This is a genomic window from Coleofasciculus sp. G3-WIS-01, from assembly GCF_040223135.1.
Classification (GTDB): domain Bacteria; phylum Cyanobacteriota; class Cyanobacteriia; order Cyanobacteriales; family Coleofasciculaceae; genus Coleofasciculus.
On the sequence record NZ_JAVJZI010000016.1, the window covers coordinates 1 to 25,578 of the forward strand.

A 25,578-nucleotide genomic window follows, 5' to 3' on the forward strand; every position below is an offset into this window, starting at 1 on the left:
GTAGACCTAGGTGAGCTATTCTCATTGTACTACAAAAGTTTGGCGGTCAGGACAATTTGGAAATCTCCGTACCTCCGATTTCCCGCTGTCCATCCTCACCTTGCTATCGCTGAAGGTGAGGACTTCCGCGACTACGTTAAAAAGCCGTTAGGGCTGAAAAATCAACAAATTCTTTGAGGCAAGTTTCTTATGTTGCACATCATGCTAGGTAGCTCAATTAGTATTTACTTGGTAGTAGCTATGCGCTTGTTAAGTAAGTGGATGACTTGTTTACAACAAGATAATACGTTATCGGAAGATGATAAACTTAGCTGCAGAGTTTGTTTCGTTGTCGCAACTATTACTTGGCCCCTATCTGTACCCTACTCCTATCTAAAATTATTAGAAGGTCAAAATACTATTTCCCAAAACTCCTGCTCAAGTTGAGTGTGTTTTGAAAAGACGTGGCAAGCCGGAAGTTCTGGGAACGGATTATAAACTAAACATCCCATCAAGCCGCTATTCATAAACCCGTCAATATCCAAATTCTCATCTAATTTATTTCAGACCCTTCTGAGAAAATCACTTCAAAATATTGTCGGGGCGAATTTATGCGCTCAGGAGAGTTCATAACTGATAACCTAACCACAAAACCCACCCTTAGTCAAACGTCAAGAAACATGAGGATGAGTAGCGAAGATTCTATGGTTGGGAGCATGTCACTTTTGTAGGTTGGGTTGAGGTACGAAACCCAACGAGAGCAGGTTAGCTTGAAGGTTATGTGCTGTCCCTGATATGCTCCCCTATGGTTTGACTAGAAATAAGAGGAGTTCCATCTCTACTGCGTACCGTTTCGATTACAGGAGCAGTGTTCTAATACAGCGCCGCAGAAATAAAGCAACCATTCGCGCTTGACGGAAATGCTGTCAATGATAAGCGTTTTGAATTTTGAATTTTGAATTTCCAACAAGCGGTACTAGCGCGTTGTGTCATCGTAGCCAAACTCTATCGTTATGGGGACAGAGATCGCCCCCAAAGACTGCCAAAATTGAAAAATAAGTGACCAACGCTTAGAGGAAAATAGAGGAAAATAATATGACGGCTACTTTAACAGCACCTCAATCCATAGAGTCCTGGTTGGGTGAAGAGGCAGACAATCTGTTGACGTACAACGCCAAAGTGGATAAACGTCTGTTACATCTACCCAGTCCGAACTGGGTGGAACGGATTTTTGCCGATAGCGATCGCCCTACCCCAGTGTTGCGTAGCCTTCAGCAGATCTACTCAAGCGGACGCCTTGCCAATACGGGTTATCTATCTATCCTACCTGTAGACCAAGGAATTGAACATTCCGCCGCTGCGTCGTTTGCTCCGAACCCGGTATATTTTGACCCGGAAAACATCATCAAACTTGCCCTGGAAGGCGGTTGTAATGCGGTTGCTACGACGTTAGGGGTTTTGGGCATGGTTTCCCGCAAGTATGCCCACCGCATCCCCTTCATTGCGAAACTGAACCACAATGAAATGCTGACGTATCCGAATCGATATGATCAGCTTATGTTTGCCAGTGTCGAGCAAGCCTGGAACTTAGGCGCCGTAGCTGTTGGTGCTACGATTTACTTTGGGTCTGAGGAATCGAGCCGCCAAATCGAGGAAGTGAGTCGAGCATTTGCCCGCGCCCACGAATTGGGAATGGCAACGATCCTGTGGTGCTATTTACGCAATAGCGTTTTTAAGCAGGATAAAGATTATCATCTTTCTGCTGATCTCACGGGTCAAGCTAATCATCTTGGCGTTACCATTGAAGCCGATATTATTAAGCAGAAACAGCCCGAATGCAACAATGGCTATGGTGCGGTTGCCAAAGCTACAGGCGAGAAATATGGCAGAACGGATGATCGGGTCTACTCTGAACTCACTACTGATCACCCCATTGATCTGACTCGTTATCAAGTTCTAAACTGCTATGCGGGTCGTGCAGGTTTGATTAATTCTGGCGGTTCATCAGGGAAAAATGACTTTGCTCAAGCTGTTCGCACCGCTGTAATTAATAAACGGGCTGGCGGTTGTGGATTGATTTCTGGACGCAAGACATTTCAGCGACCTTTTGAGGAAGGGGTTAAGTTGTTCCACACGATTCAGGATGTATACTTGTCTGGTGATGTGACTATTGCTTGATCCTGAATTGCATTTAAACCTTGGTCGGGGCGGGTTTAGTTACATCTATTGTGAGAGAAGACACGATAATTGTGAAACCCGCCCCTACACAAACGAGGGCGGGAACGTCATCGCTTCATAGCGTCCTCAAATTCTTTTCGGGTTAAGCGATCGCCATTTTCTCGGGGCGGTAGGTTGGATATCGCCTGAGATTTTCGAGCTGTATGGGTTTGGGAGTTTTTGACCGCCATAGAACAAGACCTTTTAAGCGTTATTGTTCAGTATATATAAGTGTCTCTGAAGTCCAGAGAGATTCTCATACCTCAATATGCCCAACAAAACCCTACAAGCCCGTTTAGATCGCTTTATCCACGCTCCCCAAACTGAACTGGCGCTGATCCTGCTCATTCTGCTTTCCGTAATTCTCGTGATTGCGGAAGTCACCCTTGACAGTAAAGATCAACCTTATACTCTTGTCTATCTGACTCAAGAACTACTCACCGGCATCTTTATTATCGAGTTGACAATCCGCTATTTTTCTGCTAAGAAAAAACGCCGTTTCTTCCGCCACTATTGGTTAGACATTATTGCCGTATTGCCCCTATTGCGAGCATTTCGCCTGTTGCGGGTTTTGCGCCTCTTACGGCTATTGCGGGTGGGAATCTTGTTAAATCAGAATTTAAACCGTCTTGGCTCTACCTTAGCCACGAGTATTGGTGTCCAGATTGGGGTATTGCTGGTTGTCGGGTTAATTATTTTAGTCGGCGCGATCGCGATTCACTTGCTAGAGGGGTTTGACAATCCTGATTTCGCCTCTGTGAAGGATTCCCTCTGGTGGAGCTTTTTTACCCTTGTATCCGGAGAACCCATCGGCGGCGAACCCCAAACCGATGCGGGACGATTGGTTACACTCATAGTAATCCTGGGTGGCTTAACGATGTTTGCCATGTTTACGGGCGTCGTTTCCGCCGTAATGGTACAACGATTGAGAACAGTGATGGAAATCAAACACTGGGAATTGGACGAACTACGAGATCATATTGTTATCTGTGGCTGGAATCGCAGTGGACATCTGCTGATTGAGCAACTACAAGCTGATCCTATTTTAAAACACCATCCGATTGTGGTGGTTGCTGAATTTATCCAAACACCGGAACGAGAACTCAAACATGTTAATCATTCCCAAATTTATTTCTATACGGGGGATTACACAACAATCGATGTACTCGAAGCGGTAGGAATTTATCATACCTCACGCGCTATTTTGTTGGCGGATGCAACCCATCCTCGCAGCGATCAGGATCGGGATGCACGGACAGTTTTAGCCGCATTAACCATTGAAAAGCTCCATCCAGGTATCTATACCTGCGCTCAACTTCTTGATGGCAAAAATAATGTACAACTGCGAGTAGCGGGCGTGGAAGATGTGATTGTCGCTGATGAATTGGCGAGTCATTTAATGGCTACCTCAGTCCGAAATTGGGGTTCTGTGGATATGTTAGCGGAATTGCTCACAGTGCAGATGGGGAACCAAATCTATAAAATTTCCCTACCCCAGCAATGGAATGGTATTTCATTTTGGAATGCCGCTCAATGGCTAAAAGAGGAGCTAGATAGTATTTTAGTCGCTGTGGAACGGCAAACTGGCGGGCGTCGAGAGACTCTGGTTAATCCACCCAAAGATGAGCAACTAATATCTGGCGATCGCTTGATTGTGATTGCTCGCCATCAACCCCAAATTGAGAAAGTAGGGGTTTGGTTACCAAACCCCTAAACCCCTAGGTTTGGTTACCAAACCCCTACTACTAATCAAAATCGGGCTGGAATAGGAGCAGGCGTAGAGACAGGGGGAAAGATTTGCATTGATGAATGGGCAACTGATAGCCTAACTCGAGTTCCCACAGGTAATGGTGTATTTAGGGCGGTGCGAGCATGGAGTTCCTTACCAGAGGGGGTTTGTAGACGATACCGATACTCCCTCCCTAAAAAATGGCGATCGCGAATCAAGACGGGTGCATTATTATCTGGTTTGAGAATCACGTTTTCTTCGAGCAGCATTAATTCACCACAATCAGGAATGGCGTCATTGGGGAATTGGATGTTACCGTGACATTCTCCATTGCTGATTTCAAACGAACCCACCTCTGTTTCCCATAACTGTCCCCGACGACGGGCGGGTAAGAAATTGGCTTGGGTGACGAATTCGGCGACAAAACGAGAGGCTGGATTGGTATAAATTTCTTCGGGGGTGCCTAACTGTTCTAGACATCCAGCCTGCATCACTCCTACTTGATCACAGATGGATAGGGCTTCTTCTCTGTCGTGGGTGACAAAAATTGCTGATGTGCCAATCTCTTTGAGGATTGATCGCACCTCTTGGCGCAACCGCAGACGCACTTGCACATCCAGATTACTCAGAGGTTCATCTAACAAGATTAAACTGGGACGCGGTGCTAACGCCCGGGCGAGGGCGACTCGCTGCTGCTGTCCTCCCGATAGTTCGTGGGGGTAGCGTTTCTCTAATCCTGATAATCCTACCAGTGCGATCGCGTCAGCCGTATTTTTCTTGATGGATGTCCGACTCATCCCACTGCGGCGGTTTTTCAAGCCAAAGCCTACATTCTCCGCCACATTCAGGTGAGGGAACAAGGCATAGTCTTGAAACACCATACCCGTGTTCCGCTGTTCTGGGGGTATCCAATACCCTGAACCCGCCACGGGACGTCCAGCCAAGACAACTAGTCCCGACTGAGGACGCTCAAACCCTGCCACTATCCGCAGTAGAGTCGTTTTGCCACAGCCAGACGGACCCAATAACCCCAGTAAATCACCTTGACACAAAGTTAGTGTCACACGATCAACGGCGGGAGTTGTATGTTGATCATAGTGCTTGGTAATGTCCTCTAAATGTAGAATTGCTGCTTGTTCCATAAGAGTGTTTGAGTTTTGACCCTTCACTTCGCCCATAGGGCACGGCGCTTGTGTAGGGGCGGGTTTCACTACTATCGTTTTTGACCTTCCCCTGCTCCCCCTGCTTCCCCTGCTCCCCCTGCTTCCCCTGCTCCCCCTGCTTCCCCTGCTCCCCCTGCTCCCCCTGCTCCCCCATCTCCCCCTGCTCCCCCTGCTCCCCCAGCTCCCCCTGCTCCCCCAGCTCCCCATCTCCCTACTTTTTACGGCTAGGAAGCCGCCAGCAGTCCTCCAGCCAAGAGGCTAGATCTCGGCGTGGTACAGTTAACTGTCTGACCACACTCCACAGTTGAATCGCTGTCACCGGATCATGAATCTCAGCCGTGAGTGGCTGGTTCATCCCGCAGTGACTCGCGATCGAGAGTTCCTGTAAACGGCGGTAAACTTGCCACCGAGCAGCTTGATTAATTTCAATCACTTGACCAGTTTTGGGTTGAAAACTCCAGGAATTCATTTTTTGCTCAAAATGCAATATATTATCATTAATATCTGTTGCCAGACATTAAATTTTTCATGAGAACTGCTATAAGAGGGAGTTTTAGCCAGATTTCACTCCCGTATCTTAGTTTAAGCTAGAGGGGAACCAAATGCTAATCTTTCTCAATTGATTGGCTAAAAGACAATGATGGCGGTATAGTAATCCTCCTCCTCCAAGCAAGCTACATTGTTCATTTCGATAGAATTTAGCCCTAATCGACAATGAACAGGTGGCGTGGCACACCGAAGCAAGATGGATGACGCTTACGCCCGGAAACTGTAGGAGCGTGGCACACCTTATTTAATGAATTAGAATGGGAGCCCGGAAACCGTAGGGGCGCATGGCGTGCGCCCGATTCAATGCATGGCGTGCGCCCGATTCAATGCATGGCGTGCGCCCGATTCAATGCATGGCGTGCGCCCGATTCAATGGTAAGATCTATTCCACAATTTTAGCTGTGTCAAGCCAGTAGGGGCGCAAAGGATGGTGTCCGATTTAACCGTAAAATCGATTCGAGTAATTTAACTGTGTCAAAAGCGACCTGTAGGAGCAAATTTCACAGAAATTTAATATTTATCCCAGTAGATTTCATCAAAACTATACCCAATTGGCAGAGGTTCGGCTGCACAATAGAGAAAGCGAAAGCACCCTGCCTGAAAAAACCCTATATAAAGGCAGATCAATGAACCCGTGAAGCCCTGACAGGGTAAGCTCACATTCTTGTTTAGACTTCGGTCTTACATAAGTATGTGGGCTTACCTGATTTAAGTAAAATTTGTGGGTCTTCCGTACTTAGTTCTTCAAATATCTGATAACGAGTATATTTTACTACCCCAACTCTTCAACTAAATCTATCGGTTAAATAATGTGGTAGTGTTAGAAAAAACTATCTCACCTGAGACTATCAACTTACAATGTAACTCTAGGGCACTGAAAATGTTACAGACACCCCCTAAACCATTGACTCTGGACGAGTTTCTCAAGTTACCCGAAACCAAGCCAGCCAGCGAGTACATTGACGGTCAAATTATCCAAAAACCGATGCCACAAGGAGAACATAGTACCCTTCAAGGAGAACTAATTATTTCCATCAATGCTACCGTTAAGCCTAAAAAAATTGCCCGCGCTTTCCCAAAACTGCGATGTACATTTGGCGGTAAGTCAATTGTGCCAGATGTAGCGGTATTTACCTGGGAAAGAATTCCTCGCCAAGACAATGGTCGTATCGCCAATTTATTTGAAATCGCACCAGATTGGCTTATTGAAATCTTATCACCTGACCAAAGTGCCACGAAAGTCATTAAAAAAATTCTGCGGAGTCTTCAGTATGAAACCCAAATAGGTTGGCTGATTGATCCAGATGAACAGACGGTATTTGTCTATTTACCGCAGCAACAACCCCAAGTGTTTGACCAACCCCAGGAGTTGCTTCCGGTTCCAGCTTTTGCCCGTGAATTTCAACTCACGTTAGGCGATCTATTTGCCTGGTTATTAGAATAGGAATATAGGAGAGTTTGTCGTCAAAATTTGCCTCGCCTATGGCACTAAAGTGCCAACTACAAACCTTCATGTCACATCTTGAATTAGCTTTTCCAAATAAGTTTGAGCTTCATCAGGCGACATCATTAACGCCTTACCTTGACGCAGAATTTCATACTTACCTTTGTGATAACCATGACCTGCAATTAGCCCTAGCTGAACCGCTTGATTTCCCAATTGCGTCAATTTGTTGATACTAATCCCATCTAATTCTTGATTAAGTTTTTGTCTGATAATATCTTCGTCCATCGTTTTCTCAGGGATAAAGGATAACCAACTCTATACGGTCAAAACCAATCAACAATGAACCGTTTAAATCGATATTCTTGGACCTACATACTGATTAAACGTTGGACTATCCGGTTCAGTATCCACGATTAGCTGACTTTCTGCACCGTCAACCAACAAGCGGACTAAATAGCGTCCTCCTTTCATCCGTTCAACGGGGAAAGAAACCCAAATTACATCGGTCTGACGAGGAGAAGCTTCAAATAGATAAGCGGCGGGTTGATTCGTGTCAATTTCATTGAGGGCTAGCAAGACACGCTGCTTTTTACCTATAGTTAAATTGGAGCGTACCCGTACTTCCGCAGACCTTAGGTCTTCATCATCAATCTCTTTTTTGGATACCGTAGTTTTGGTAACCGTGGGACGAATTACCAAGGGGGATACATTCGACTGAATACTGGAGACAAAGGTTTGGGGCTGATTAACTGTTTGCATCTGACCCCCATTACCACTTGCCTGACTCATCCCATTATTCGAGGTGGGTGGCATTACTTTGGCAAGACGATGCACCACCTGGAGACTATGCATCCCCGCCTGTAAAGACTCAGGTGGTATGGAGGAAAGGGGTAATGTAATTTGGGTTTCGGTGATTTCGCTGGGGGTGACTTCGGTTTCCCCAATCCAGACTTGGGTAATATCGCTTTTTAAATGGTTCCCTTGAATTAAGACAGTACTATCTGCGAGAATGGGTTCTAATCGTCCAGCTTGGGGAATTATTCGATCAATCTTAGGCTGATTGGTAAAGGGAACAATCCCATCCAAGGAACGAGCGCGTACCGGCAGAGGTCTTTTACCTGCTTCTTGCCCTTCGAGCATAATCACCCTAGCCCGATACGCCACCGATAACAAGTAAGTGGTTTGAAAAAAAGCTGACCAGGCTTTGGATAAGTCTTCTAATGAAAGATCAAGGGGCCACAAGGAGATTTCTTGAACCTGATCCGGTAAGTCAGACTCTAATAAATAGCGATAGGTAGAATCGTGGAGAGTTTGCTGAATCTTCTCTTGTTTTAGGGTACGCCAGTCATTGAGTCCACGCATCACACTACCCATCAACCGTTGGGGTTGTAAGTCGGCGTCATTGCCGTAGAAACTAATCATGTAGTGTAAGTCTAGGGCAGTTTGCGATCGCTTGGCAGCTGGATTCATCCGACTGCGGGCTTGGACTTCAGCCTGTTGACGCCAAGTATGGTTAATCTGAACCTGGTAGAGAAAGACATTCACACCAACTTGGGGAGTCGCTGTTCCCACTTCATTGGGTCGTAGAGTGGTCACTGTTGCCCCATTAATATCGTCCTGAATCGACGTCTGTACAATTCGTTGTAGTGTTGCGGTGACGGTAGCAATGGCTAGATGGTTACTCATGATGATGACTCAGACGTTTCCACGGTTGATGGTTGACAGTTGGCAGTTAACCTGCTATGACACGCTTGAAATAACTGACCAGATCCACAGGGACAGGGGCGATCGCTAATACCTTGAGCAAATAAGGGATTGAATGAAGGTAGATCATCAAAATAACCGACTGGTGGCTCAGCATCCACAAGAACTTTAGCTCGGTCTAACTGAGGGATACACTCAATCAACCGTGACCCTATTTTTACCTGAACAGCGGTTTCTGACAAGGGGAAGGCAAATTGATGATCATTTTGCAACACTTGGATTCGTTCTAGGATTTCCGGCAAATTCAGTGGCGGACTATTCGTCGCCAGTACAACGGTATTCCCCACATCTAAGGGAAAGAGATAAACCTGGGCAAATACTGCCTGAATCGTCTTCACTTTGTCGGCATAAAACCGTTCTCGTTGAAACAGATTAACCGCCAAAACTCCATTCTCTGACAGGTGATTTTGGCAGAGTTGATAAAATTCCTGAGTGGCTAAGCGATAGGGCGTGTAACCGTTACCGATAATGGCGTCGGTGAAAATTATATCGTAACAAACATCAGGTTCCTGCTTAGCGAGATAGTCTCGTCCATCTTGTAGGGTAACCTTGAGACGTTCATCAAAAGGCACACCAAAAAATTCTGTAGCTATCTCAATCAAAAGGGGTTCGATTTCCGTACATTCAATTTGAACGTGGGGAAAGTAATGATGCAAAACCGAAGGAATTCTACCTCCGCCAAATCCGACGCAATAGATTCGTTTGGGTTGAGGTTGCCAAACTAAACTTAACAGCATGGCTTGGCTGTAAGGAGAGATTAAGTTAAAAGGATCATTGAAATCAAGCTGAGATTGCACCAAGTCTGAGGTTAAATAATCCCGGTCAATCAGGGCAACTCGGATCACAGATTGGCTTTTTTCTACCATGACAAAGTGAACCCCGGATGGCGCCAAAAGTAAACATCCGTCGGGTTGAGCCTGTAGCCAATCTAGTCGTTTGTCATTTGTCATTTGTCATTTGTCATTCGTCATACCAAATCCGGGGAACGCTACCCCCGTTATAACCCAGTCCGCGCAGGCGGACTTTGTTTGTGTAGCCGCGATTTCAATCGCCTCCTCTTGCTTTTTTGGTGAATCGGCGGATTTCTGTAACCCAGCGCAGCCGTTCTTCATGTTCTAGGTTTAGGATATCGTCTAATGACCAGTGAAAGTAAAAAGCAATTAAGGCTACCTCTTGGTATAAACGCTCCAAGGGGTAGCCTAAAATTCCCCCGATCGCGCCAGTTCCCCCTGATGCTGATTGATGTGATTAAAAAAGTTCTGTACGTAGATCAAGTCTACTAAGAAAAGTTGTTCTAGTAGTTTTGGCGTAACCGGAGCAAGGTTTCCAATACGGGTTATGACTCTAGACAAAATGACCAAAATTCGGTAATAGGGTTCTTGCTGAACCCGGCTATCTTTGTGAACTAAAATCTCATCTTTGCCTGTAACCAGGCGCATATTCCCATGGTGATGAATACCACCATTTGCATCCACTAAACCTTTGGGTAAAGTAAATTCAAAATATGTATAGTCCATAGTTATTGGTCTTATGTCATTTGTTCTTCGTCTTTTTACTTCTCCTGTAGGGGCGATCCGCTGCCTAAATCAACAACTAGAGAAACAGGGCGGGTTTAGTCACATCGAGGTGCAACCGAAAAGATAGTAGTAAAACCCGCCCCGACAGAGGATTGGGTCGCCCTTTACTTAACTTACAAAAAACACGTATTTTATATCATTCAGAATCAGATACAATTGATACAGATTGTGCCGATAAACTAGACGTTTGTTCTACTTCAGTATCAGGTTCTAATTCATTAATTTGCCGATAAAATTGCTGTAAATAATTGAGATCACAGGCAAACAAATTTTCAATTACCGTGGGAGTGACTTCATCCAAAGCCCCCAAACGCAGAATAACTCGCGATAAAATAATCACGGTGGCATAAGCGGGATTGGATTTCACACGCGGATCACGCATGGGAATGATTTCGTCAATTGCCCGCGCTAACCGCATTAAACCCTTGCGGTGTATATTCCCCTCCCCATCCAGATATCCTTTGGGAAGATCAAATTCAAACTCGGTTTGAATCATGTACCTGGTTTAATCCGTCTTAACTGTTCAACTGTCACCTCGACTTCTTCTATTTGATAGTCATCTCCTTTGACACTCAAATCAGAAATTTTATAGCTAACGGGCCACGCGCCTTTAAATTCAAATCGAAACTGCTCCTCGGATGCCGTATTATAGATAACTAACGCACCATTACGCCGTTGATCTTCCCAATTCGCTCCTTCTTGAACAGAATTTAGCCAATTCCACAGGGTCATGGAAATATTTAAGCCTCGTTTCAATGTGAGATTGGTGTAGGTAATATTACCAGGAACCTTTGTGCGAACCACTCGCCCTCTAGAATTCCCACTTTTGCCCCACTTCTGCGGCGTTACTTCGCAGACTTCAACGACATCCTGAGTCGCTTTAAAGCCTGCACATTCCTCAAACAGACCATCGACAGAATCATTACTCCCATCTAGAATTAACTCTAGAAAATAGCGCGATCGCGTCAGAATTTCAACTTCTGCCACTGTTCACCTCCTTTGCTTTTGCCTCTCCTGTCCTCCGGAAACGAATAAAACACTGCCAGGTGTTTTCCAAAGAAGCACCTAGGCAGTTGATTCAAGAAACTGGATTGAGAATTGTGGCAATACTCACATCACACGTCTGCCCGTACCATTTTCGTGAATCGAATCTCCATCGTATCTTTAGCCAGTTCTCCCGGTTTATCGACACCTAATTGACTGGTTTGAGTCAGATTACTAGGGAAGCAATCAATGAAATCGTACTGCGCCCCAATATTGTCATTCATATCATAAATAAACAGTGATGCTGTTTTTCGGTTTTTCCTCGACTCTGTAGCTCCACCGGAGAACGAGCTCGCGTGGCATTTCTTATACCAATCGGTTATTTTCTGTTGATCTCCCTCGTTACCTGCCACATATTCGAGTTTCAGACCCGAACCATACTCGACTGCACCCGGGGTAGCTTGGGTTTGGGTTTTCCCCCCTCTTCCACAACCAATTGCTCCGCTGCCTGCTGCCACTTTCATTTCAATCGGAGGAATCGTACATTTTTCAATGACTAACTCCATCCCATCACAGTCAAAGTAGAAAGAAGCGTTAGTGTTATATTCAATATCTGCCATGGTTCAACTCCCAGATAATTCAGTTAATTAGATAGCTGCTGATGATAAAATACTTCAGATTTTCTACATCACGCGGGTGCAATTCTCACAGACTATTGTCCAGGTTTCTTTCAGATAATCTTTGCCGTTGACATCCAATTCACCAATGCTCATTTTAGAGGGCCACGCTTCTTGGAAGTCCCATTGAGCTACAACCTCATCAGCATTATTGTAGGCAAAGATGCTTCCTGTTTTTTTGCTAGCAGCCCATTTGCCCTCACCGCCATCGGAGGGAGGCAAACAAGCTTTGAACCATTTCCACATAGCGACGCTGGCGCTGGTGGGACTTGGACTAGAGACGCATACTGCATCAAAGGTAACGGTTTCCTCAAAGCCAGCCGAGTTAATCTGTCGCTCTGATTTCCCGCCTTTCATGGAGCCAACCACGGCGGATTCACCCGCTAGTTTAGGCTTGTACTCAGGAACTTTCACACTTTGAAACGACAGTTCACCCATGCCATCAATATCTAAGGAAAAACTACTAGGGGCAAGGGGTTTTAATAGGTCAGCCATATCTTTATCTCCTTACAGTCAATTGTCAACTTTTCGTTTTGATGCGTTGCCGATACAGAACTTAGCAAATTGACAAAACCATCAAGCCATAATCAGACACTTTAGCATTTAGAGACTTCTGTTATAGCATGAATTTTCGCTCAGAGCGATTACAAAATGTCAAGGTCTGTGAGTTGCTGTTAAGCGTTCGATGAAATTCGAGTTCCGTTACATAAGACTTATGCAAATCTAGGCAGAGGTACTCATAACTAGGCTTACTGCTTACTTCCTGCTTCATTCTGGAGGTGTCGGCACCTTCCCAGTCCACAGGCTAAAACCACCTAACTGGCGGCTATCTCCAAATTAATGGAGGCGTTGCACTCTCTCTCAAGCTCTAACCCGCAATTGTCACACCCTTCCCTTTTTATTGTATGTTTCTCAACCCGTTTCCGTTACAATTATTTACTTTGCTAAATTCAGGGCGACCCGATGTAGGGGCGGGTTTTACTACTATCTTTTCGGTTGCACCTCAATGTGACTCGCGCCCGCCCTGTTTCTCTAGTTCTCCATTAATCCAAGCGGGTCGCCCCCAAATGGCGTTTTAATCCCTACCCAAGGCAATTGCTTGGGTAGGATTTAGAACCTATTGATTCGGTGCCCACTGACTAATCCGGAAAATCACAAATTCAGCCGGACGAACTGGACAAACACCGACTTCTACATAGAGACGACCGAGCATAATCGTCTCATGGGTGTTAATTTCTCCATCACACTTGACATAGAACGATTCTGAAGGCGCAGTCCCAAACAATGCTCCCTCACGCCACAGCCGTTCCAGGAAATTGCTGACTGTACGGCGTACACGCGCCCAGAGAATTTGGTCATTTGGCTCAAACACGACCCACTGTGTACCAATTTCAATGGATTTCTCAATGTAGCTGAGTAAGCGGCGGACACTGATATAACGCCATTGCACGTTATCCGGTTCTACCAAGGTGCGAGCACCCCAAACCTTATAGCCTCGGTTGTAATTGGCGAAGTTACGGATACAGTTAATTCCCATCGGGTTTAACAGTTCTTGTTCCCGCATATTGGTGTCATAGGCTAAACCCGTCACACCACGCGGCGTTTCATTAGCCGGTGCTTTGAACACGCCGCGTGTTTCATCAGTGCGACACCAAATCCCCATCATGTGACCACTGGGGGGGACATAAATCGGGCGCCCACCATTACGAGGGTTCGCCACTTTAATCCAAGGATAATAGAGAGCGCCAAACATGGAACGGCGATTAAACAGTTTTAACCAAGCCGCGACATCTTGAGGTTTCTGTTGTTCCGCCGCAACTGGGGTATCTCCTTTCGTCGGCTTGACCGGAGGTGCGTCGAGAACCGCCATCCGGTACGCTGGACCTGGGAAGGAATTCTCGCACATACTCAGCATCATTTCCATGACACCGTGAACTTGTTCTAAGTTCATCAATCCTTCTTGATACACTTTCATCAAGTCAGGACAAGCAATCATGGCGACTTCATCAATTTCAAAAATCCCCTGTGTCCCCGTGCGGTCATCCCGTTGTCCTTGTAAATCGCGGGCAAAGTTGTCTGGGGGAGAAATGTACGGTGGCGGCGTAATCTCATACGCTCCTTGCATGGGGCGCCGTGACAAGGGTTGTCCGCTTTGGGAGATGTCAACCGCCTGGATAAATTCTGAATCTTCAATAGCGGTAACCACATAGTCAGCCACCTGCGTTTCCACTTCTGGATTCATCGTCAGGTGGTCATACCGTTCCAATACCTCTTCGCCCCGTGCCACAATCAGGTCAAAGAATTCACCGGTGTTGTATGGGGGTTCGGCATCCTCTGGCGCATCTTCGGGTAAGGGTTTCGGTGTACTTTCTTGAATCACCACCCGCAGCCGTGGCTCATCTGCACCGGGTAGCGCTAAAGCTCCCCCTTCTTCTGATTCAGTCGGCTTGAGCGTGAATTGCAAAGAGGGGCGATTTCCCGATGTTAAAACCTTAGTCCCCGTTTGCTCGATTGGCGGGGGTTCGGAACCCGGTAATTTCGTCCCAATACTGGTTACCCAGCAGCGTCCCCCACCATTGAGGAACCACCCTTGAACCGCAAAGGGTAAATAGGCGTCAAAGTCGGTGAACCCATCGGAGCCTTCTTTGGCAAACGACTGCAAATACTGATCCCAAGTGGTAATCAGCATGGGTTTAAATAATTCGGCGTCACCGCGTATATCCTCGGTAAAACCAATAAACCCAGCGACACTCATACTAATGCCCTCAATCGGGCGACTGCCACGGTCTACCTCTTCAACGTAGACTCCTGGCGCAAAATAATCTAATGGCATGAGTAATATTCCTCCATTTAGGACTTAAATCAGCCAACAGAAAAACAACCTTAGAGTGTCAAACTCCATAAGCTGTTGACAGGGGCAGTTTTCTGTGCCAATTGAAAGGAAATTGAACACAAGCAGACCACGCTGGATGTGCCAAAATCCCTAATACATTCCGGAATGCTGCTGGAGCTAGCCAACTTCTGCATAATATCTTTCAGTGATAGCATGTCAGAACGTGTTCGTACAGGAGTCATTCCCTTTTGTTGTCGCAACCAGCGATGACGCCGTAGCTCAGTTAAGTTCTTATAGAACGACCCTTGCTTATTTAAAGCAGTATAGACCCATTGGGTTAAAAGAAATAGCGTTCTGCCAATCTGGGAACTTACCTCAGACAAGATATACTGTTGGCGGGCACCAATTGAGCTTTTGTCATACTGAATCGAATAGAGCGCAGCGAAGCATCTGGTAAGATTCTTCACTCCGCTATCGCTGCGTTCAGAATGACAGACTCTGACCGTAACAGGTATATTTACCCAGGTTGGGGCAACAGCAGCGATCATAGAAGTGCGTGATTATGCTGGACGCATAAGCGTAATGAGAGAGGCTAACCTTAACTATTTTATTAAACTATAGTCGAAAATTTGCCGTGAATATCTTTACAAATTATTAAACCTTAAAAAAAATTATTTTTGTCTCGACCGACTTGAAAAGGTTACCCAGGTTTAGGCTATGATTATTGTCCAGCATTTTTTTAGCTCAATTCGGCTAAAATTGTAAAGAAAAGTAAAATGTTTGAGTTCTGAAGACTGGGTGAAATAGGGATAAGGACTCCTGTCATGTCACAACTTGTGAAAGCGCAACTGATTTCAACTGATGGTGGCGGAACCATTGAATTCATGTTTAATCCCAATCAATTGGCATTCAATCAGCAAATTAATCTAACCAAAAGTAGTGGAGCGAGAACAGGGAGGGGATTGCCTAAAGTTAACTTTGCTTATCCTGAACCCGTCATCCTCACCATCAATGACCTAATTTTTGATACCTACGAGCGAGGGGAGAGTGTTCTAAAGTATATCAAATCATTTCAAAAAGCGGTTGATTTTGCTGATTCAGGAGCGGGTCGAGAGAAACGCCCACCAACTTATGTGTTTACGTGGGGTTCTCAAAAGTATATCCGCTGCTTTGTCACCAAACTCGATTACAATCTGACGATGTTTCTGCCGGATGGGACACCAGTACGCGCCAAGATTAACTTAACTTTAGAAGAGATTGATGAGTCCATTTCCCAACCGGGTATGTCTACGCCTAAGTCGAATGCCAGTCAACGCCAACAAGATAGCTTGTCCAGTCGCAAGGCTCGGCTTAAATCAGGCTCTGGCGCGAGTTCACCCACGTTAAGTCCCTCGCCTCAAGCAGCACCATCGGCAAGTTCACTGACTACGGGAGGTTTGGGGGGTGCAGCTAATGCAGCATCCCAGGCTGCCTCTCAAGCCTCTGATGCTGCTTCCCAAGCGGCTTCTCAGGCAGCTTCTCAAGCCTCCGATGCGGCTTCTCAGATGGCACAGACGGCTGCTCAAGCTGCCTCTCAAGTTTCTGATGTCGCCTCTCAAGCTGCTTCTCAAGTGGCTGATGCTGCTTCTGAGATGGCACAGACGGCTGCTCAAGCTGCCTCCCAAGTTTCTGATGCTGCTGCTCAAGCTGCCTCCCAAGTCTCTGATGCCGCCTCCCAAGTCTCTGATGCCGCCTCTCAAGCTGCCTCTCAAGTCTCTGATGCTGCGTCTCAAGCTGCCTCTCAAGTGGCTGATGCCGCTTCTGAGATGGCTGATGCTGCGTCTCAAGTTTAAGAATGAACATCAGTAAAACGTTGGGTTTCGTTACCTCAACCCAACCTACCTGCCCTTCTGCTTAAGGCTTATGCGAGCAGTATTGGGGCTTCCTTACTCTAGGGCTGGCTGCACAACTCCAAAACCCTTATCTATCAGGGCTTTGAGTAGCATGGACATGGGATCATCTTCGAGGACATAAGGTAAAACCCTTTCATTCCCTTGCACCGCTATCAAGGAAAATGTATGATTGCTTCCTCTGCTCCCCCTGCTTCCCCTGCTTCAAGAGTTCCCTACCCCCACCACAAGACTTATTCAGCATACCCTACTCTAGGGATGGCATCCTCTCCCACTTTCCCTACTGAGTCGCGATCGCTAAACGAATTCCTTCGACTAAACGTAAGCGATCCATAACGCTAACAACTCGACCATGAGGGACATTTTCATCGGCATTAATAATCACTAAGACTTGAGAATTTGCCGTAACCAATGACTCTACTCTTGCTTCAAGTTGCGATAATTCAATCGGTTCCCGGTTAATAAAAATTGCCCTATTTTCCTGAATTGTGATCGTAATTATTCGGTCTTGTAGCTGACTTTCTGCGGTTGTCGCCGTCGGCAAATTAACAGGTAATCCTTCAGATCGGGTTAAATAAAGAGTTGAAATTATAAAAAATGCCAAGATGGCGAATATCGCATCAATCATCGGCACAATGTTAATCTGGAATGGTGTTTCTGAATCATCAGGTAGACGCATAGTAGTGTAGAGACGCTTCTTGCATCGCGTCTTGAGTTGAGGTTGTTTACTGACGACGGAATAACAAATGACAAATAAAAACGGTAGAAAAGGCTAACCTTCTCTACCGCCAAATCGGAATTATCAATCGAGTGGATTATTCAGCACCTTGAGGTAAAAGTTCCCGTTGTTCCCCAGGTTCTCCAGGAATAACTTTCACTTTGCCCTCTTCATCCACATCGACAATAGCGCTGTCTCCTTCTTGCAGGCGAGTCGAAAGGATTTCTTCTGCTAATACGTCTTCTAACAAGCGCATGATTGCCCGACGCAGGGGTCTTGCGCCATAAGACGGACTGTACCCTTCTTCCACCAAGCGTTCTTTGAAGCGATCGGTGACTTCCAAGGTAATTCCCTGTTCTGTGAGACGCTTGAAGACTTCCCGCAGTAGGATATCGCAGATTTCCTTGATCTCGTCTTTGCTAAGCTGACGGAAGACAATAATCTCATCCAAACGGTTGAGGAATTCTGGACGGAAGTACTGCTTGAGTTCCTCATTGACCAAAGAACGGATGCGGTTGTACTGGGATTCGGCTTCGTTGTCACTTAACTCAAAGCCTAAACCACCGCCACCTTTTTCAATCACCTTAGACCCAATATTAGAGGTCATGATTAATAGGGTGTTCTTAAAGTCTACTGTCCGCCCCTTAGCATCCGTGAGACGCCCGTCTTCCAGGATTTGCAGCAGCATGTTAAAGACATCAGGATGAGCTTTTTCGATTTCGTCGAATAGCACCACCGTGTAGGGACGACGACGTACTGCTTCAGTTAGTTGACCGCCTTCGTTGTAGCCGACGTACCCTGGAGGCGAACCAATCAACTTACTGACGGTATGGCGTTCCATGTACTCGGACATATCCAAGCGAATCATCGCGTCTTCTGATCCGAAGAAGTAAGCCGCCAAGGATTTGGCTAACTCAGTTTTACCCACCCCGGTAGGACCTGAGAAGACAAAGCTGGCGATGGGACGGTTGGGATTCTTCAAACCTACCCTTGCCCGTCGAATCGCGCGAGACACCGCTTTCACCGCATCTTCCTGACCGATGAGGCGCTGGTGCAGCGTATCTTCCATGTGCAGCAGCTTCTCGGACTCGGATTCAGTTAGCTTGCTAACGGGTACACCGGTCCAGGATGCGACAATGTGGGCGATATCTTCCTCATCAACAACCGGTGAATCATCCGTTCCCGTTTCTGTCTTTTTATTTTGAGCGATCGCGCGAATTTCGCTTTTAATTTCCATTTCCCGATCGCGCAGTTCCCCCGCCCGGTCAAAGTCTTGCGATCGCACGGCGTCGTCTTTTTCTTTGAGGACTTGTCGCAGTTCCTTATCTAACTCTTTAGCTGCTGGGGGAAGCTGGGAGTTAATTAGACGCACGCGGCTACCGGCTTCATCAATCAAGTCAATCGCCTTATCTGGCAAATACCGATCTGAGATATAGCGATCTGACAGTTTTGCCGCTGCATCCAGGGCTTCATCTAAAATTTTCAGCTTGTGATGCTGTTCATAACGTTCGCGCAACCCGTATAAAATCTCAATCGTCTCTTCAACGGACGGTTCCCCTACCATCACGGGTTGGAAGCGCCGTTCTAATGCCGCATCCCGTTCAATATGTTTACGATACTCATCCAGGGTTGTCGCCCCAATGCATTGGAGTTCGCCTCTGGCTAAAGCCGGTTTCAGGATATTTGCGGCATCAATAGCCCCTTCAGCCGCACCTGCACCGATCAGGGTATGAACCTCATCAATCACCAAAATCACATTGGCAGCTTGACGAATTTCATCCATGATTTTCTTGAGGCGTTCTTCAAACTCACCCCGATACTTCGTCCCCGCCACCAGTAGCCCGATGTCCAGAGTAACGACGCGCTTTTCTTCTAAGATATCTGGGATATCGTTATTGGCAATTCGCTGCGCCAATCCTTCTGCGATCGCGGTTTTGCCGACCCCTGGTTCCCCTATCAATACAGGGTTATTTTTGGTGCGACGTCCCAAAATTTGGATAACGCGCTCAATTTCTTTAGCGCGTCCCACTACCGGATCAAGTTTACCTTCACCCGCCATTTGGGTCAGATTGCTCCCAAATTCATCTAAGGTTGGTGTTTTCGTGCGACCCGAAGATGCGCCACTGGTGACTTCTGCCGTCTCGCCCAGCATCCGGATGACTTGAGTTCTCACTTTGGTCAGGTCTACACCCAAATTTTCCAAGACTCTTGCCGCCACCCCTTCGCCTTCCCGGATCAACCCCAGCAGTAGATGCTCAGTTCCGATATAGTTATGACCCAGTTGGCGGGCTTCCTCGAGTGATAATTCTAATACTCGTTTTGCCCTAGGGGTAAAGGGAATTTCCACAGCGACAAAGCCGGAACCTCTACCAATGATTTTCTCAACTTCAATCCGGGCATCTTTAAGATTGACACCCATCGACTTGAGAACTTTGGCGGCGACGCCAGTTCCCTCCCCGATCAAACCCAGAAGGATTTGCTCCGTGCCGACAAAATTATGCCCCAGGCGACGTGCCTCTTCCTGGGCTAGCATGATCACCTTAATGGCTTTTTCTGTAAAGCGTTCAAACATGGCGTATTTCCATCACCTGTTGCGTGCCCGTGTACGCTGATTCTAGCATAGGAGACTTCTCAGGCTGTCTCCTATACAACAACCTGTCTAAATTAATCTTCAAATTCCTCTCTCTCAGGGGAGGGATTTGGGAAGCTGGGGAAGTAGAGACGTGCCATGGCACTATGGCAAGCTGGGGCAGATTAGGGACAGAAGAATTTTCTATGAACAATCAACAAGTGACAAATGACCAATGACAAGTCACAAATCACACATAACTAAATAGTTGCCAACCCTGACGGGTTAAGCGGGAGACGATTTGCTCATAGCACTCTTGCAGGGTTTGCTCAAATTCCGGCTGTTGTAAACCCTTGCGCCACAAAATTAGGGCATCTTCACCCGTATCTTGGTAATATCCTCGGCGTCGTCCGGCTGGAATAAAATCAAACTTTTGGTAGAGAGACAGGGCAGCGTGATTCGAGGGTTTGACCTCTAAGGTTGCCCACTCCAACTGACGCTGTTTAGCGTCCTTGAGTAAGGCATACAGTAAAAATTGCCCCAGTCCCTGATGTTGATAGTTTGGATGCACCGCCAAAATCGTAATATGCGCTTCCTCCAGAATTGACCAGTAACAACCTAAACCCACTAAGGCATTCCCTAAAGGGGGGTGCGTGGGTAGATCCTCCCCAAGTGGATTTTGTGGTCTAACAACGGCTGAATGGCAACCCACTGGGCGCTTATCCCAGGGGTTGTGTGCTTCTAAAACCAGTAATTGACTATTCGGGCTATTTAACTCTCGTTCGTAACCCGATCGCGTCCACAGCCCGCCAAAACATACAAGATCGAGATCAACAGCCGCACTCAGTTTTGCTGTGGTTAGCGGCTTTAGTTCTAAGACAGTCACAGCACTCAATTGTACACTAAGGAACGGACGCTTTTGGTGTACCTGCCCATATCCATTTCAAGATGATAACGACATTATGCTATTGACTGACTCCACTCAGGTGCAAAACTCTGGACAGCGATATCTTCGATCATCCCATTTCCATGGCGATGATCGCTCCCCCAATCAGGAACTGTTGCCGCTTACAGCCACTGTTAACAGCCAAGACTGCCTGGAAATTGGTGGCTGTGATGTTAAAGGTTTAGTTGAGGAGTTTGGTTCTCCCCTTTATATTCTAGATGAAGTCACCCTAAGAACAGCTTGCCGCCAATATCGGGATGCCTTTGCCCGTTACTATCCCGGAGATACCTTAGTGCTGTATGCTTCAAAAGCCTGGAATTGTTTAGCGGTTTGTGCGATCGCGGCATCGGCAGGTTTGGGGATTGATGTCGTATCCGGAGGTGAACTCTACACCGCACTAGAAGCTGGGGTAAAAGCTGATCAGCTGTATTTCCACGGCAATAACAAGTCTATCGCTGAACTCCAACTCGCCATTGAGAGCCAATGTACCATTGTTGTCGATAACCGCTTGGAGTTAGAAACTCTGGCGGATTTGGCACAGAAAACCTCTGGGAACGCTAAGGTTCGGATCATGATTCGGATCACACCTGGGATCGAGTGTCACACCCATGAATACATTCGCACGGGTCATCTGGATAGCAAGTTCGGTTTTGATCCCCACAGTCTCGATCAAGTTTTTGCCTTCATTAGCAACCATCCTATCCTCGACTGTATTGGTTTACATGCTCACATCGGGTCACAAATTTTTGAGAGTCAACCCCACAAAGATCTCGGGGCGGTTTTGGTTGATTATCTCCAGAAAGCCTCTGAGTTCAATCTATCCATTCAAGAACTGAATATCGGTGGCGGTTTAGGAATTCGCTATACCGAAGACGATGATCCCCCCACGATTGATAATTGGGTCAAGGGGGTTTGTGAAGCTGTGGTTAATGCCTGTAACCAGCAGCAGTTGCCCTTACCCCGGTTATTATCCGAACCGGGGCGATCAATTATTGGACCTGCTTGTGTAACGGCGTATACCATTGGCAGTCGCAAGGTGATCCCCCAAATGCGAACCTACATAGCCGTTGATGGGGGGATGTCTGATAACCCACGTCCGATTACTTATCAATCGGTTTATCGTCCGGTGGTTGCCAATCGCATGTCAGCACCAATAACCGAAACTGTCACAATTGCGGGTAAACATTGTGAATCGGGGGATATTTTACTCAAAGATGCCCAATTACCCGAAACCCAACCTGGGGATTTGCTCGTAATCATGGGAACTGGAGCATACAATTACAGCATGGCATCTAACTACAATCGTGTACCTCGACCTGCAGCGGTGTTAGTTAAGGATGGAACGGCTGAATTAATTTTGCAGCGAGAAACCTATCAAGACTTAATCCGCATGGATCATTTACCGAAACGACTTGTATCCCAGGATAAGGGATGAGGAATGGGGGAGCATGTAGAGACGTGCCATGGCACTATGGCAAGATGGGGGAGCCAAGGACAAATGACAAATGACAAATGACGAATCAGTCGCAACTCCCCTGCTAATCTCGTTACAATCAAGCCAGAGTCAAGCTCTCAGTTGCTAAACGTTTAATGAAGTTCAATGCCTGCGTCGTCGTCGGGTTCTTTTCCTGACTCTGGCTGGGTTCAATCCTTGTTGCAGCAAAGCGTTGATGTCGGATTGGTTCTAGCCCTCACCTATATGGTTCTCCTCATTATCGGGGAGCGTCGTACTTTGTGGATGGTTCGAGGGCTAATCGTCTTGATGCTAGCGGCAGCGGTCAGTAATCAACTAGGATTGACCCTGTTGAGTTTTGTGTTAGAAAAATTGGTGGTTGGTTCGGCTGTGGCGATGGCTGTCATCTTTCAGTCAGAATTTCGCCGCTTTCTCGAACAAGTCGGGCGGGGAGAAATTAGGCAGTTGTTTCAATCCCAACGCCGCCCTATGCCTAAACCAGATAGTGTTATTGATGAAATTGTCGATGCGGTTAAAGAATTATCTCAAAATCGGATTGGCGCATTGATGATTATGGAGACCAATGGAACCATTGATGAGCGAGATTTTTCTGTACCAGGGGTACAGTTGAATGCTGAATTGTCTAAAGAACTGCTGCAAACTATCTTTCAGACGACTACGTTACTCCATGATGGGGCAGTATTGATTCGGGGGTCTCGTGTAGCTGCAGCAGGTGTGATTTTACCCCTATCCGAGCGAACTGCCTCACGACAGCTTGGCACGCGCCATCGAGCCGCGATGGGAATTACTGAGCGGGTGGAAAATTGCCTTTGTATTGTTGTATCCGAGGAGACGGGTTCTATTTCATTGGCGGAACGGGGCGGACTCAACCGACCTTTAACCAGTAGTAAACTCAAAGAACTGTTAGAGGCTCGATTTTCGACAGCGGTTGACCGTGAAGCAGTTGCCCCTGGTTTACGCAGTTTAGGTCGCCAAGTTAAGTCTCAGGGACGGCTACTCATTTCGCGTTTGCTCCGTCTGCCGTCCTCTACTTCTCGTAATAAGAAATGACTATTATTTAGACAACTATTATGCAAACGATACTAAAAGAATTACCAAGCGACCTCGACCAGGAACGTCTACCTAAACATGTAGCAGTGATTATGGATGGTAATGGTCGTTGGGCAAAACGCCGAGGTATTCCTCGGATTATGGGTCATCGCCGAGGAGTAGATGCCTTAAAACGGTTGTTGCGCTGTTGTGATGATTGGGGAATCCAAGCCTTAACCGCTTATGCCTTTTCCACAGAAAACTGGGGACGTCCTATCGAAGAAGTGGAATTTTTAATGACACTGTTTGAGCGGGTATTGATGCGAGAACTCCAAGAGATGATGGAGGAGAATGTACGCATTCAGTTTGTGGGGAATTTAACGGCATTACCGCAATCCCTGCAAGACCAAATTGAACGGGCGATGACCCAAACTGAAAATAATACCGGGATTCAGTTTACTGTGGCGACCAATTACGGTGGACGTGAAGAGATTTTACAGGCTTGTCGGGCAATTGCTACTCAGGTTCAGCATGGTCAGATTCAACCGGAGGAGATTGATGAAGCGCTGTTTTCTCGCCATCTTTATACTGCCAATATTGGTGATCCAGATTTGCTGATTCGCACTAGTGGAGAGATGCGTTTGTCGAATTTTCTCCTCTGGCAAATGGCTTATGCTGAATTTTATACGACAAACACGTTTTGGCCCGATTTTGACCGAGAAGCGTTTCATCAAGCTTTAATTGCTTATCAGAAACGAGATCGGCGATTTGGTAAATTGTAGAGACGTAGCAGGCTACGTTTCTACAATCTATGGGTCGTTTATGGACCAGAGAAAACTGCTGCTTCTACATCTTCACGACTGAGGGAATACTTGAAAGAGCGCAAAATGTCACGTCTTCCTTCTGCTGCATTAATGTAGCGCACGGCTAATTCCTCAACTTCTAGACAGAGTTCGGCTTGCCAAGTTGGTCGTTCCACACGCCAGCAATTGAGTTCATTGTTATCTTGTTGACATCCTTGTGAACGAAGCCAATTTTCGATTTCAGGAAGGGGATGGTTATAGAGGGGGGTGTCAGAGGAAGGAAGTACCATAGACGTTTTCATAGATTGAGGGATGGAACAAAAACAGGGGTTGACGGTGAATTAGATGGGGAGATATGTTGGTTAGAAGGGGGATATAGAGGGATTGTTTGTAATTGAGTTATCGGTGGAGTGGTGACTCGAGTGGATAGAGATATCCCAGAAACTTGAAAGGCATTGTCTCCTCGGGTTAACCCAATCACAATTGCCAGGAGCAAGCATCCCACGAAGGTTATGCCTAAAATAAATAGGGCAAATAACTCGCCAGGGGAGAGAGGACGGTCAGTGGGGTCAAGGTAGGCAGAGGATGAGTGATCCACTCGCGATCGCACGACGGGACGGTTCAATCCGGGTGGCGGTTGAATGACGTTGACGCGAGAATAGCGAATAGTTTGATCATACAGGATTCGCCGTTCTGGATTACTCAGAGTCCCATAAGCTTCATTGAGCTGTTGGAACTTAGTCTTTGCCGTTGCTTTTGGTAAGTCGGTGGTATCGGGGTGGTAGCGTTTACTCAGTTCCCGATAGGCACGACGGATATCTAGAGCAGATGCACTGGGGTGTACCCCCAGAATCCCATAATAGGTTATGGGTTGTAGCTGTTTGCTCGTCCTAGTCTTCTGTTTTACCCAGTCTTGAGCCATCCTAGCTGGTATAACAAACGGTTTTTAACATTTTACGCGATCGCTCTGGGTTGGTGAGCAGATGGGGCAGATTGGTTTCTTCGTAGGGGCTGGGCGGGTTTATTGAATTGAGGGGTTTCTGACAACAGGTAATAGTCAAACCCGCCCCTACGAGTCAATTTTTTTTTCTGTATCTTGGCTTAATTGTCAAATCAAGGGGTAATTAAACCAACCGGCAAGTTGTGCGATCGCTCTTTCTACTGTCCTGCTCTAAAAGCCTTGAGCTAAAGGCTATATGTCGGCACATTTTCCCATGATAAAACTATACCA

At 46.6% G+C, this 25,578-nt stretch carries 25 protein-coding genes and 1 pseudogene; 7 read left to right on the forward strand and 19 right to left on the reverse strand.

The genetic code is table 11. From position 1 onward, the window contains the following. Positions 1 to 1,074 precede the first annotated feature (1,074 nt). Positions 1,075 to 2,157, forward strand: coding sequence for a class I fructose-bisphosphate aldolase (locus RIM23_RS01410; RefSeq protein ID WP_446363807.1), 1,083 nt, complete (start codon positions 1,075 to 1,077; stop codon positions 2,155 to 2,157). A gap of 107 nt (positions 2,158 to 2,264) precedes the next feature. Here RIM23_RS01410 and RIM23_RS01415 read toward each other — a convergent pair whose 3' ends face one another. Continuing rightward, positions 2,265 to 2,387 (reverse strand): hypothetical protein, encoded by a 123-nt coding sequence (locus RIM23_RS01415; protein WP_446363809.1) that lies wholly within the window; start codon positions 2,385 to 2,387, stop codon positions 2,265 to 2,267. A 77-nt stretch (positions 2,388 to 2,464) separates the two neighbouring features. On the opposite strand from RIM23_RS01415, the gene RIM23_RS01420 reads away from it, so the two are divergent. Next, positions 2,465 to 3,910, forward strand: coding sequence for a potassium channel family protein (locus RIM23_RS01420; RefSeq protein WP_446363811.1), 1,446 nt, complete (start codon positions 2,465 to 2,467; stop codon positions 3,908 to 3,910). Positions 3,911 to 3,945: 35 nt separating this feature from the next. On the opposite strand, the gene RIM23_RS01425 is transcribed toward RIM23_RS01420, so the two are convergent. Both RIM23_RS01425 and RIM23_RS01430 read right to left on the reverse strand, forming a co-directional pair. Next, on the reverse strand, positions 3,946 to 5,067 hold the full coding sequence (locus RIM23_RS01425; RefSeq protein WP_446363813.1) for an ABC transporter ATP-binding protein: 1,122 nt from the start codon (positions 5,065 to 5,067) through the stop codon (positions 3,946 to 3,948). A 232-nt stretch (positions 5,068 to 5,299) separates the two neighbouring features. Continuing rightward, a complete protein-coding gene (locus RIM23_RS01430) occupies positions 5,300 to 5,557 on the reverse strand; it encodes an Asr1405/Asl0597 family protein (protein ID WP_446358715.1) in 258 nt (85 codons plus the stop codon). Between the two features lie 960 nt (positions 5,558 to 6,517). Here RIM23_RS01430 and RIM23_RS01435 point away from each other — a divergent pair. Further along, positions 6,518 to 7,081 (forward strand): Uma2 family endonuclease, encoded by a 564-nt coding sequence (locus RIM23_RS01435; RefSeq protein ID WP_446363815.1) that lies wholly within the window; start codon positions 6,518 to 6,520, stop codon positions 7,079 to 7,081. A gap of 66 nt (positions 7,082 to 7,147) precedes the next feature. On the opposite strand, the gene RIM23_RS01440 is transcribed toward RIM23_RS01435, so the two are convergent. The 11 genes from RIM23_RS01440 to RIM23_RS01490 all read right to left on the reverse strand — a co-directional run bounded on the left by RIM23_RS01440 (position 7,148) and on the right by RIM23_RS01490 (position 15,467). Further along, the gene (locus tag RIM23_RS01440; protein WP_446363817.1) at positions 7,148 to 7,369 is read right to left on the reverse strand and encodes a hypothetical protein; all 222 of its coding nucleotides are present in this window, start codon (positions 7,367 to 7,369) and stop codon (positions 7,148 to 7,150) included. A gap of 63 nt (positions 7,370 to 7,432) precedes the next feature. Beyond that, on the reverse strand, positions 7,433 to 8,770 hold the full coding sequence (locus RIM23_RS01445) for a DUF4255 domain-containing protein (RefSeq protein WP_446363819.1): 1,338 nt from the start codon (positions 8,768 to 8,770) through the stop codon (positions 7,433 to 7,435). Next, positions 8,767 to 9,798 (reverse strand): fused MFS/spermidine synthase, encoded by a 1,032-nt coding sequence (locus RIM23_RS01450; protein ID WP_446363821.1) that lies wholly within the window; start codon positions 9,796 to 9,798, stop codon positions 8,767 to 8,769. The genes RIM23_RS01445 and RIM23_RS01450 overlap by 4 nt, the downstream gene beginning before the upstream one ends. 94 nt (positions 9,799 to 9,892) lie before the next feature. Continuing rightward, entirely contained in the window at positions 9,893 to 10,039 is a 147-nt protein-coding gene (locus tag RIM23_RS01455) for a DUF6760 family protein (protein WP_446363823.1), read from the reverse strand. A gap of 8 nt (positions 10,040 to 10,047) precedes the next feature. Further along, the gene (locus tag RIM23_RS01460) at positions 10,048 to 10,365 is read right to left on the reverse strand and encodes a hypothetical protein (protein WP_446363825.1); all 318 of its coding nucleotides are present in this window, start codon (positions 10,363 to 10,365) and stop codon (positions 10,048 to 10,050) included. 196 nt (positions 10,366 to 10,561) lie between these two features. After that, positions 10,562 to 10,921, reverse strand: a complete 360-nt coding sequence (locus RIM23_RS01465; RefSeq protein ID WP_446363827.1) for a hypothetical protein — start codon at positions 10,919 to 10,921, stop codon at positions 10,562 to 10,564. After that, positions 10,918 to 11,412, reverse strand: coding sequence for a phage tail protein (locus RIM23_RS01470; RefSeq protein WP_446363829.1), 495 nt, complete (start codon positions 11,410 to 11,412; stop codon positions 10,918 to 10,920). The genes RIM23_RS01465 and RIM23_RS01470 overlap by 4 nt, the downstream gene beginning before the upstream one ends. A gap of 128 nt (positions 11,413 to 11,540) precedes the next feature. Continuing rightward, entirely contained in the window at positions 11,541 to 12,029 is a 489-nt protein-coding gene (locus RIM23_RS01475; protein WP_446363831.1) for a phage tail protein, read from the reverse strand. Between the two features lie 63 nt (positions 12,030 to 12,092). Beyond that, positions 12,093 to 12,581: a phage tail protein gene (locus RIM23_RS01480; RefSeq protein WP_446363833.1), complete on the reverse strand. Its 489-nt coding sequence runs from the start codon at positions 12,579 to 12,581 to the stop codon at positions 12,093 to 12,095. 622 nt (positions 12,582 to 13,203) lie between these two features. Beyond that, positions 13,204 to 14,919, reverse strand: coding sequence for a phage tail sheath family protein (locus tag RIM23_RS01485; RefSeq protein WP_446363835.1), 1,716 nt, complete (start codon positions 14,917 to 14,919; stop codon positions 13,204 to 13,206). Positions 14,920 to 14,969: 50 nt separating this feature from the next. Beyond that, the gene (locus RIM23_RS01490) at positions 14,970 to 15,467 is read right to left on the reverse strand and encodes a hypothetical protein (RefSeq protein WP_446363837.1); all 498 of its coding nucleotides are present in this window, start codon (positions 15,465 to 15,467) and stop codon (positions 14,970 to 14,972) included. A 276-nt stretch (positions 15,468 to 15,743) separates the two neighbouring features. Here RIM23_RS01490 and RIM23_RS01495 point away from each other — a divergent pair. Continuing rightward, a pseudogene (locus RIM23_RS01495) lies at positions 15,744 to 16,235 on the forward strand (CIS tube protein); the annotation flags it as partial. A gap of 853 nt (positions 16,236 to 17,088) precedes the next feature. Here the strand turns inward: RIM23_RS01495 and RIM23_RS01500 are convergent. The 3 genes from RIM23_RS01500 to rimI all read right to left on the reverse strand — a co-directional run bounded on the left by RIM23_RS01500 (position 17,089) and on the right by rimI (position 20,981). Next, positions 17,089 to 17,487, reverse strand: coding sequence for an ExbD/TolR family protein (locus RIM23_RS01500; protein ID WP_446363839.1), 399 nt, complete (start codon positions 17,485 to 17,487; stop codon positions 17,089 to 17,091). 136 nt (positions 17,488 to 17,623) lie between these two features. Beyond that, a complete protein-coding gene (locus RIM23_RS01505) occupies positions 17,624 to 20,098 on the reverse strand; it encodes an ATP-dependent Clp protease ATP-binding subunit (protein ID WP_446358741.1) in 2,475 nt (824 codons plus the stop codon). 247 nt (positions 20,099 to 20,345) lie between these two features. Then, positions 20,346 to 20,981 carry a ribosomal protein S18-alanine N-acetyltransferase gene (gene rimI, locus RIM23_RS01510; protein WP_446363841.1) on the reverse strand — a complete coding sequence of 212 codons (636 nt, stop codon included), beginning with the start codon at positions 20,979 to 20,981 and terminating at the stop codon, positions 20,346 to 20,348. Positions 20,982 to 21,057: 76 nt separating this feature from the next. On the opposite strand from rimI, the gene lysA reads away from it, so the two are divergent. The 3 genes from lysA (at position 21,058) to RIM23_RS01525 (ending at position 24,326) form a co-directional block, all read left to right on the forward strand. After that, entirely contained in the window at positions 21,058 to 22,476 is a 1,419-nt protein-coding gene (lysA, locus tag RIM23_RS01515) for a diaminopimelate decarboxylase (RefSeq protein ID WP_446363843.1), read from the forward strand. 165 nt (positions 22,477 to 22,641) lie between these two features. Then, complete coding sequence (cdaA, locus tag RIM23_RS01520) at positions 22,642 to 23,565, forward strand: diadenylate cyclase CdaA (RefSeq protein WP_446363845.1); 924 nt, start codon at positions 22,642 to 22,644, stop codon at positions 23,563 to 23,565. A gap of 20 nt (positions 23,566 to 23,585) precedes the next feature. Beyond that, positions 23,586 to 24,326 (forward strand): isoprenyl transferase, encoded by a 741-nt coding sequence (locus RIM23_RS01525; protein WP_446334666.1) that lies wholly within the window; start codon positions 23,586 to 23,588, stop codon positions 24,324 to 24,326. 38 nt (positions 24,327 to 24,364) lie between these two features. Here the strand turns inward: RIM23_RS01525 and RIM23_RS01530 are convergent, their stop codons facing one another. Both RIM23_RS01530 and RIM23_RS01535 read right to left on the reverse strand, forming a co-directional pair. Next, complete coding sequence (locus tag RIM23_RS01530; RefSeq protein WP_446363847.1) at positions 24,365 to 24,637, reverse strand: DUF3143 domain-containing protein; 273 nt, start codon at positions 24,635 to 24,637, stop codon at positions 24,365 to 24,367. 8 nt (positions 24,638 to 24,645) lie between these two features. Beyond that, complete coding sequence (locus RIM23_RS01535; protein ID WP_446363849.1) at positions 24,646 to 25,269, reverse strand: J domain-containing protein; 624 nt, start codon at positions 25,267 to 25,269, stop codon at positions 24,646 to 24,648. Positions 25,270 to 25,578: the final 309 nt, after the last annotated feature.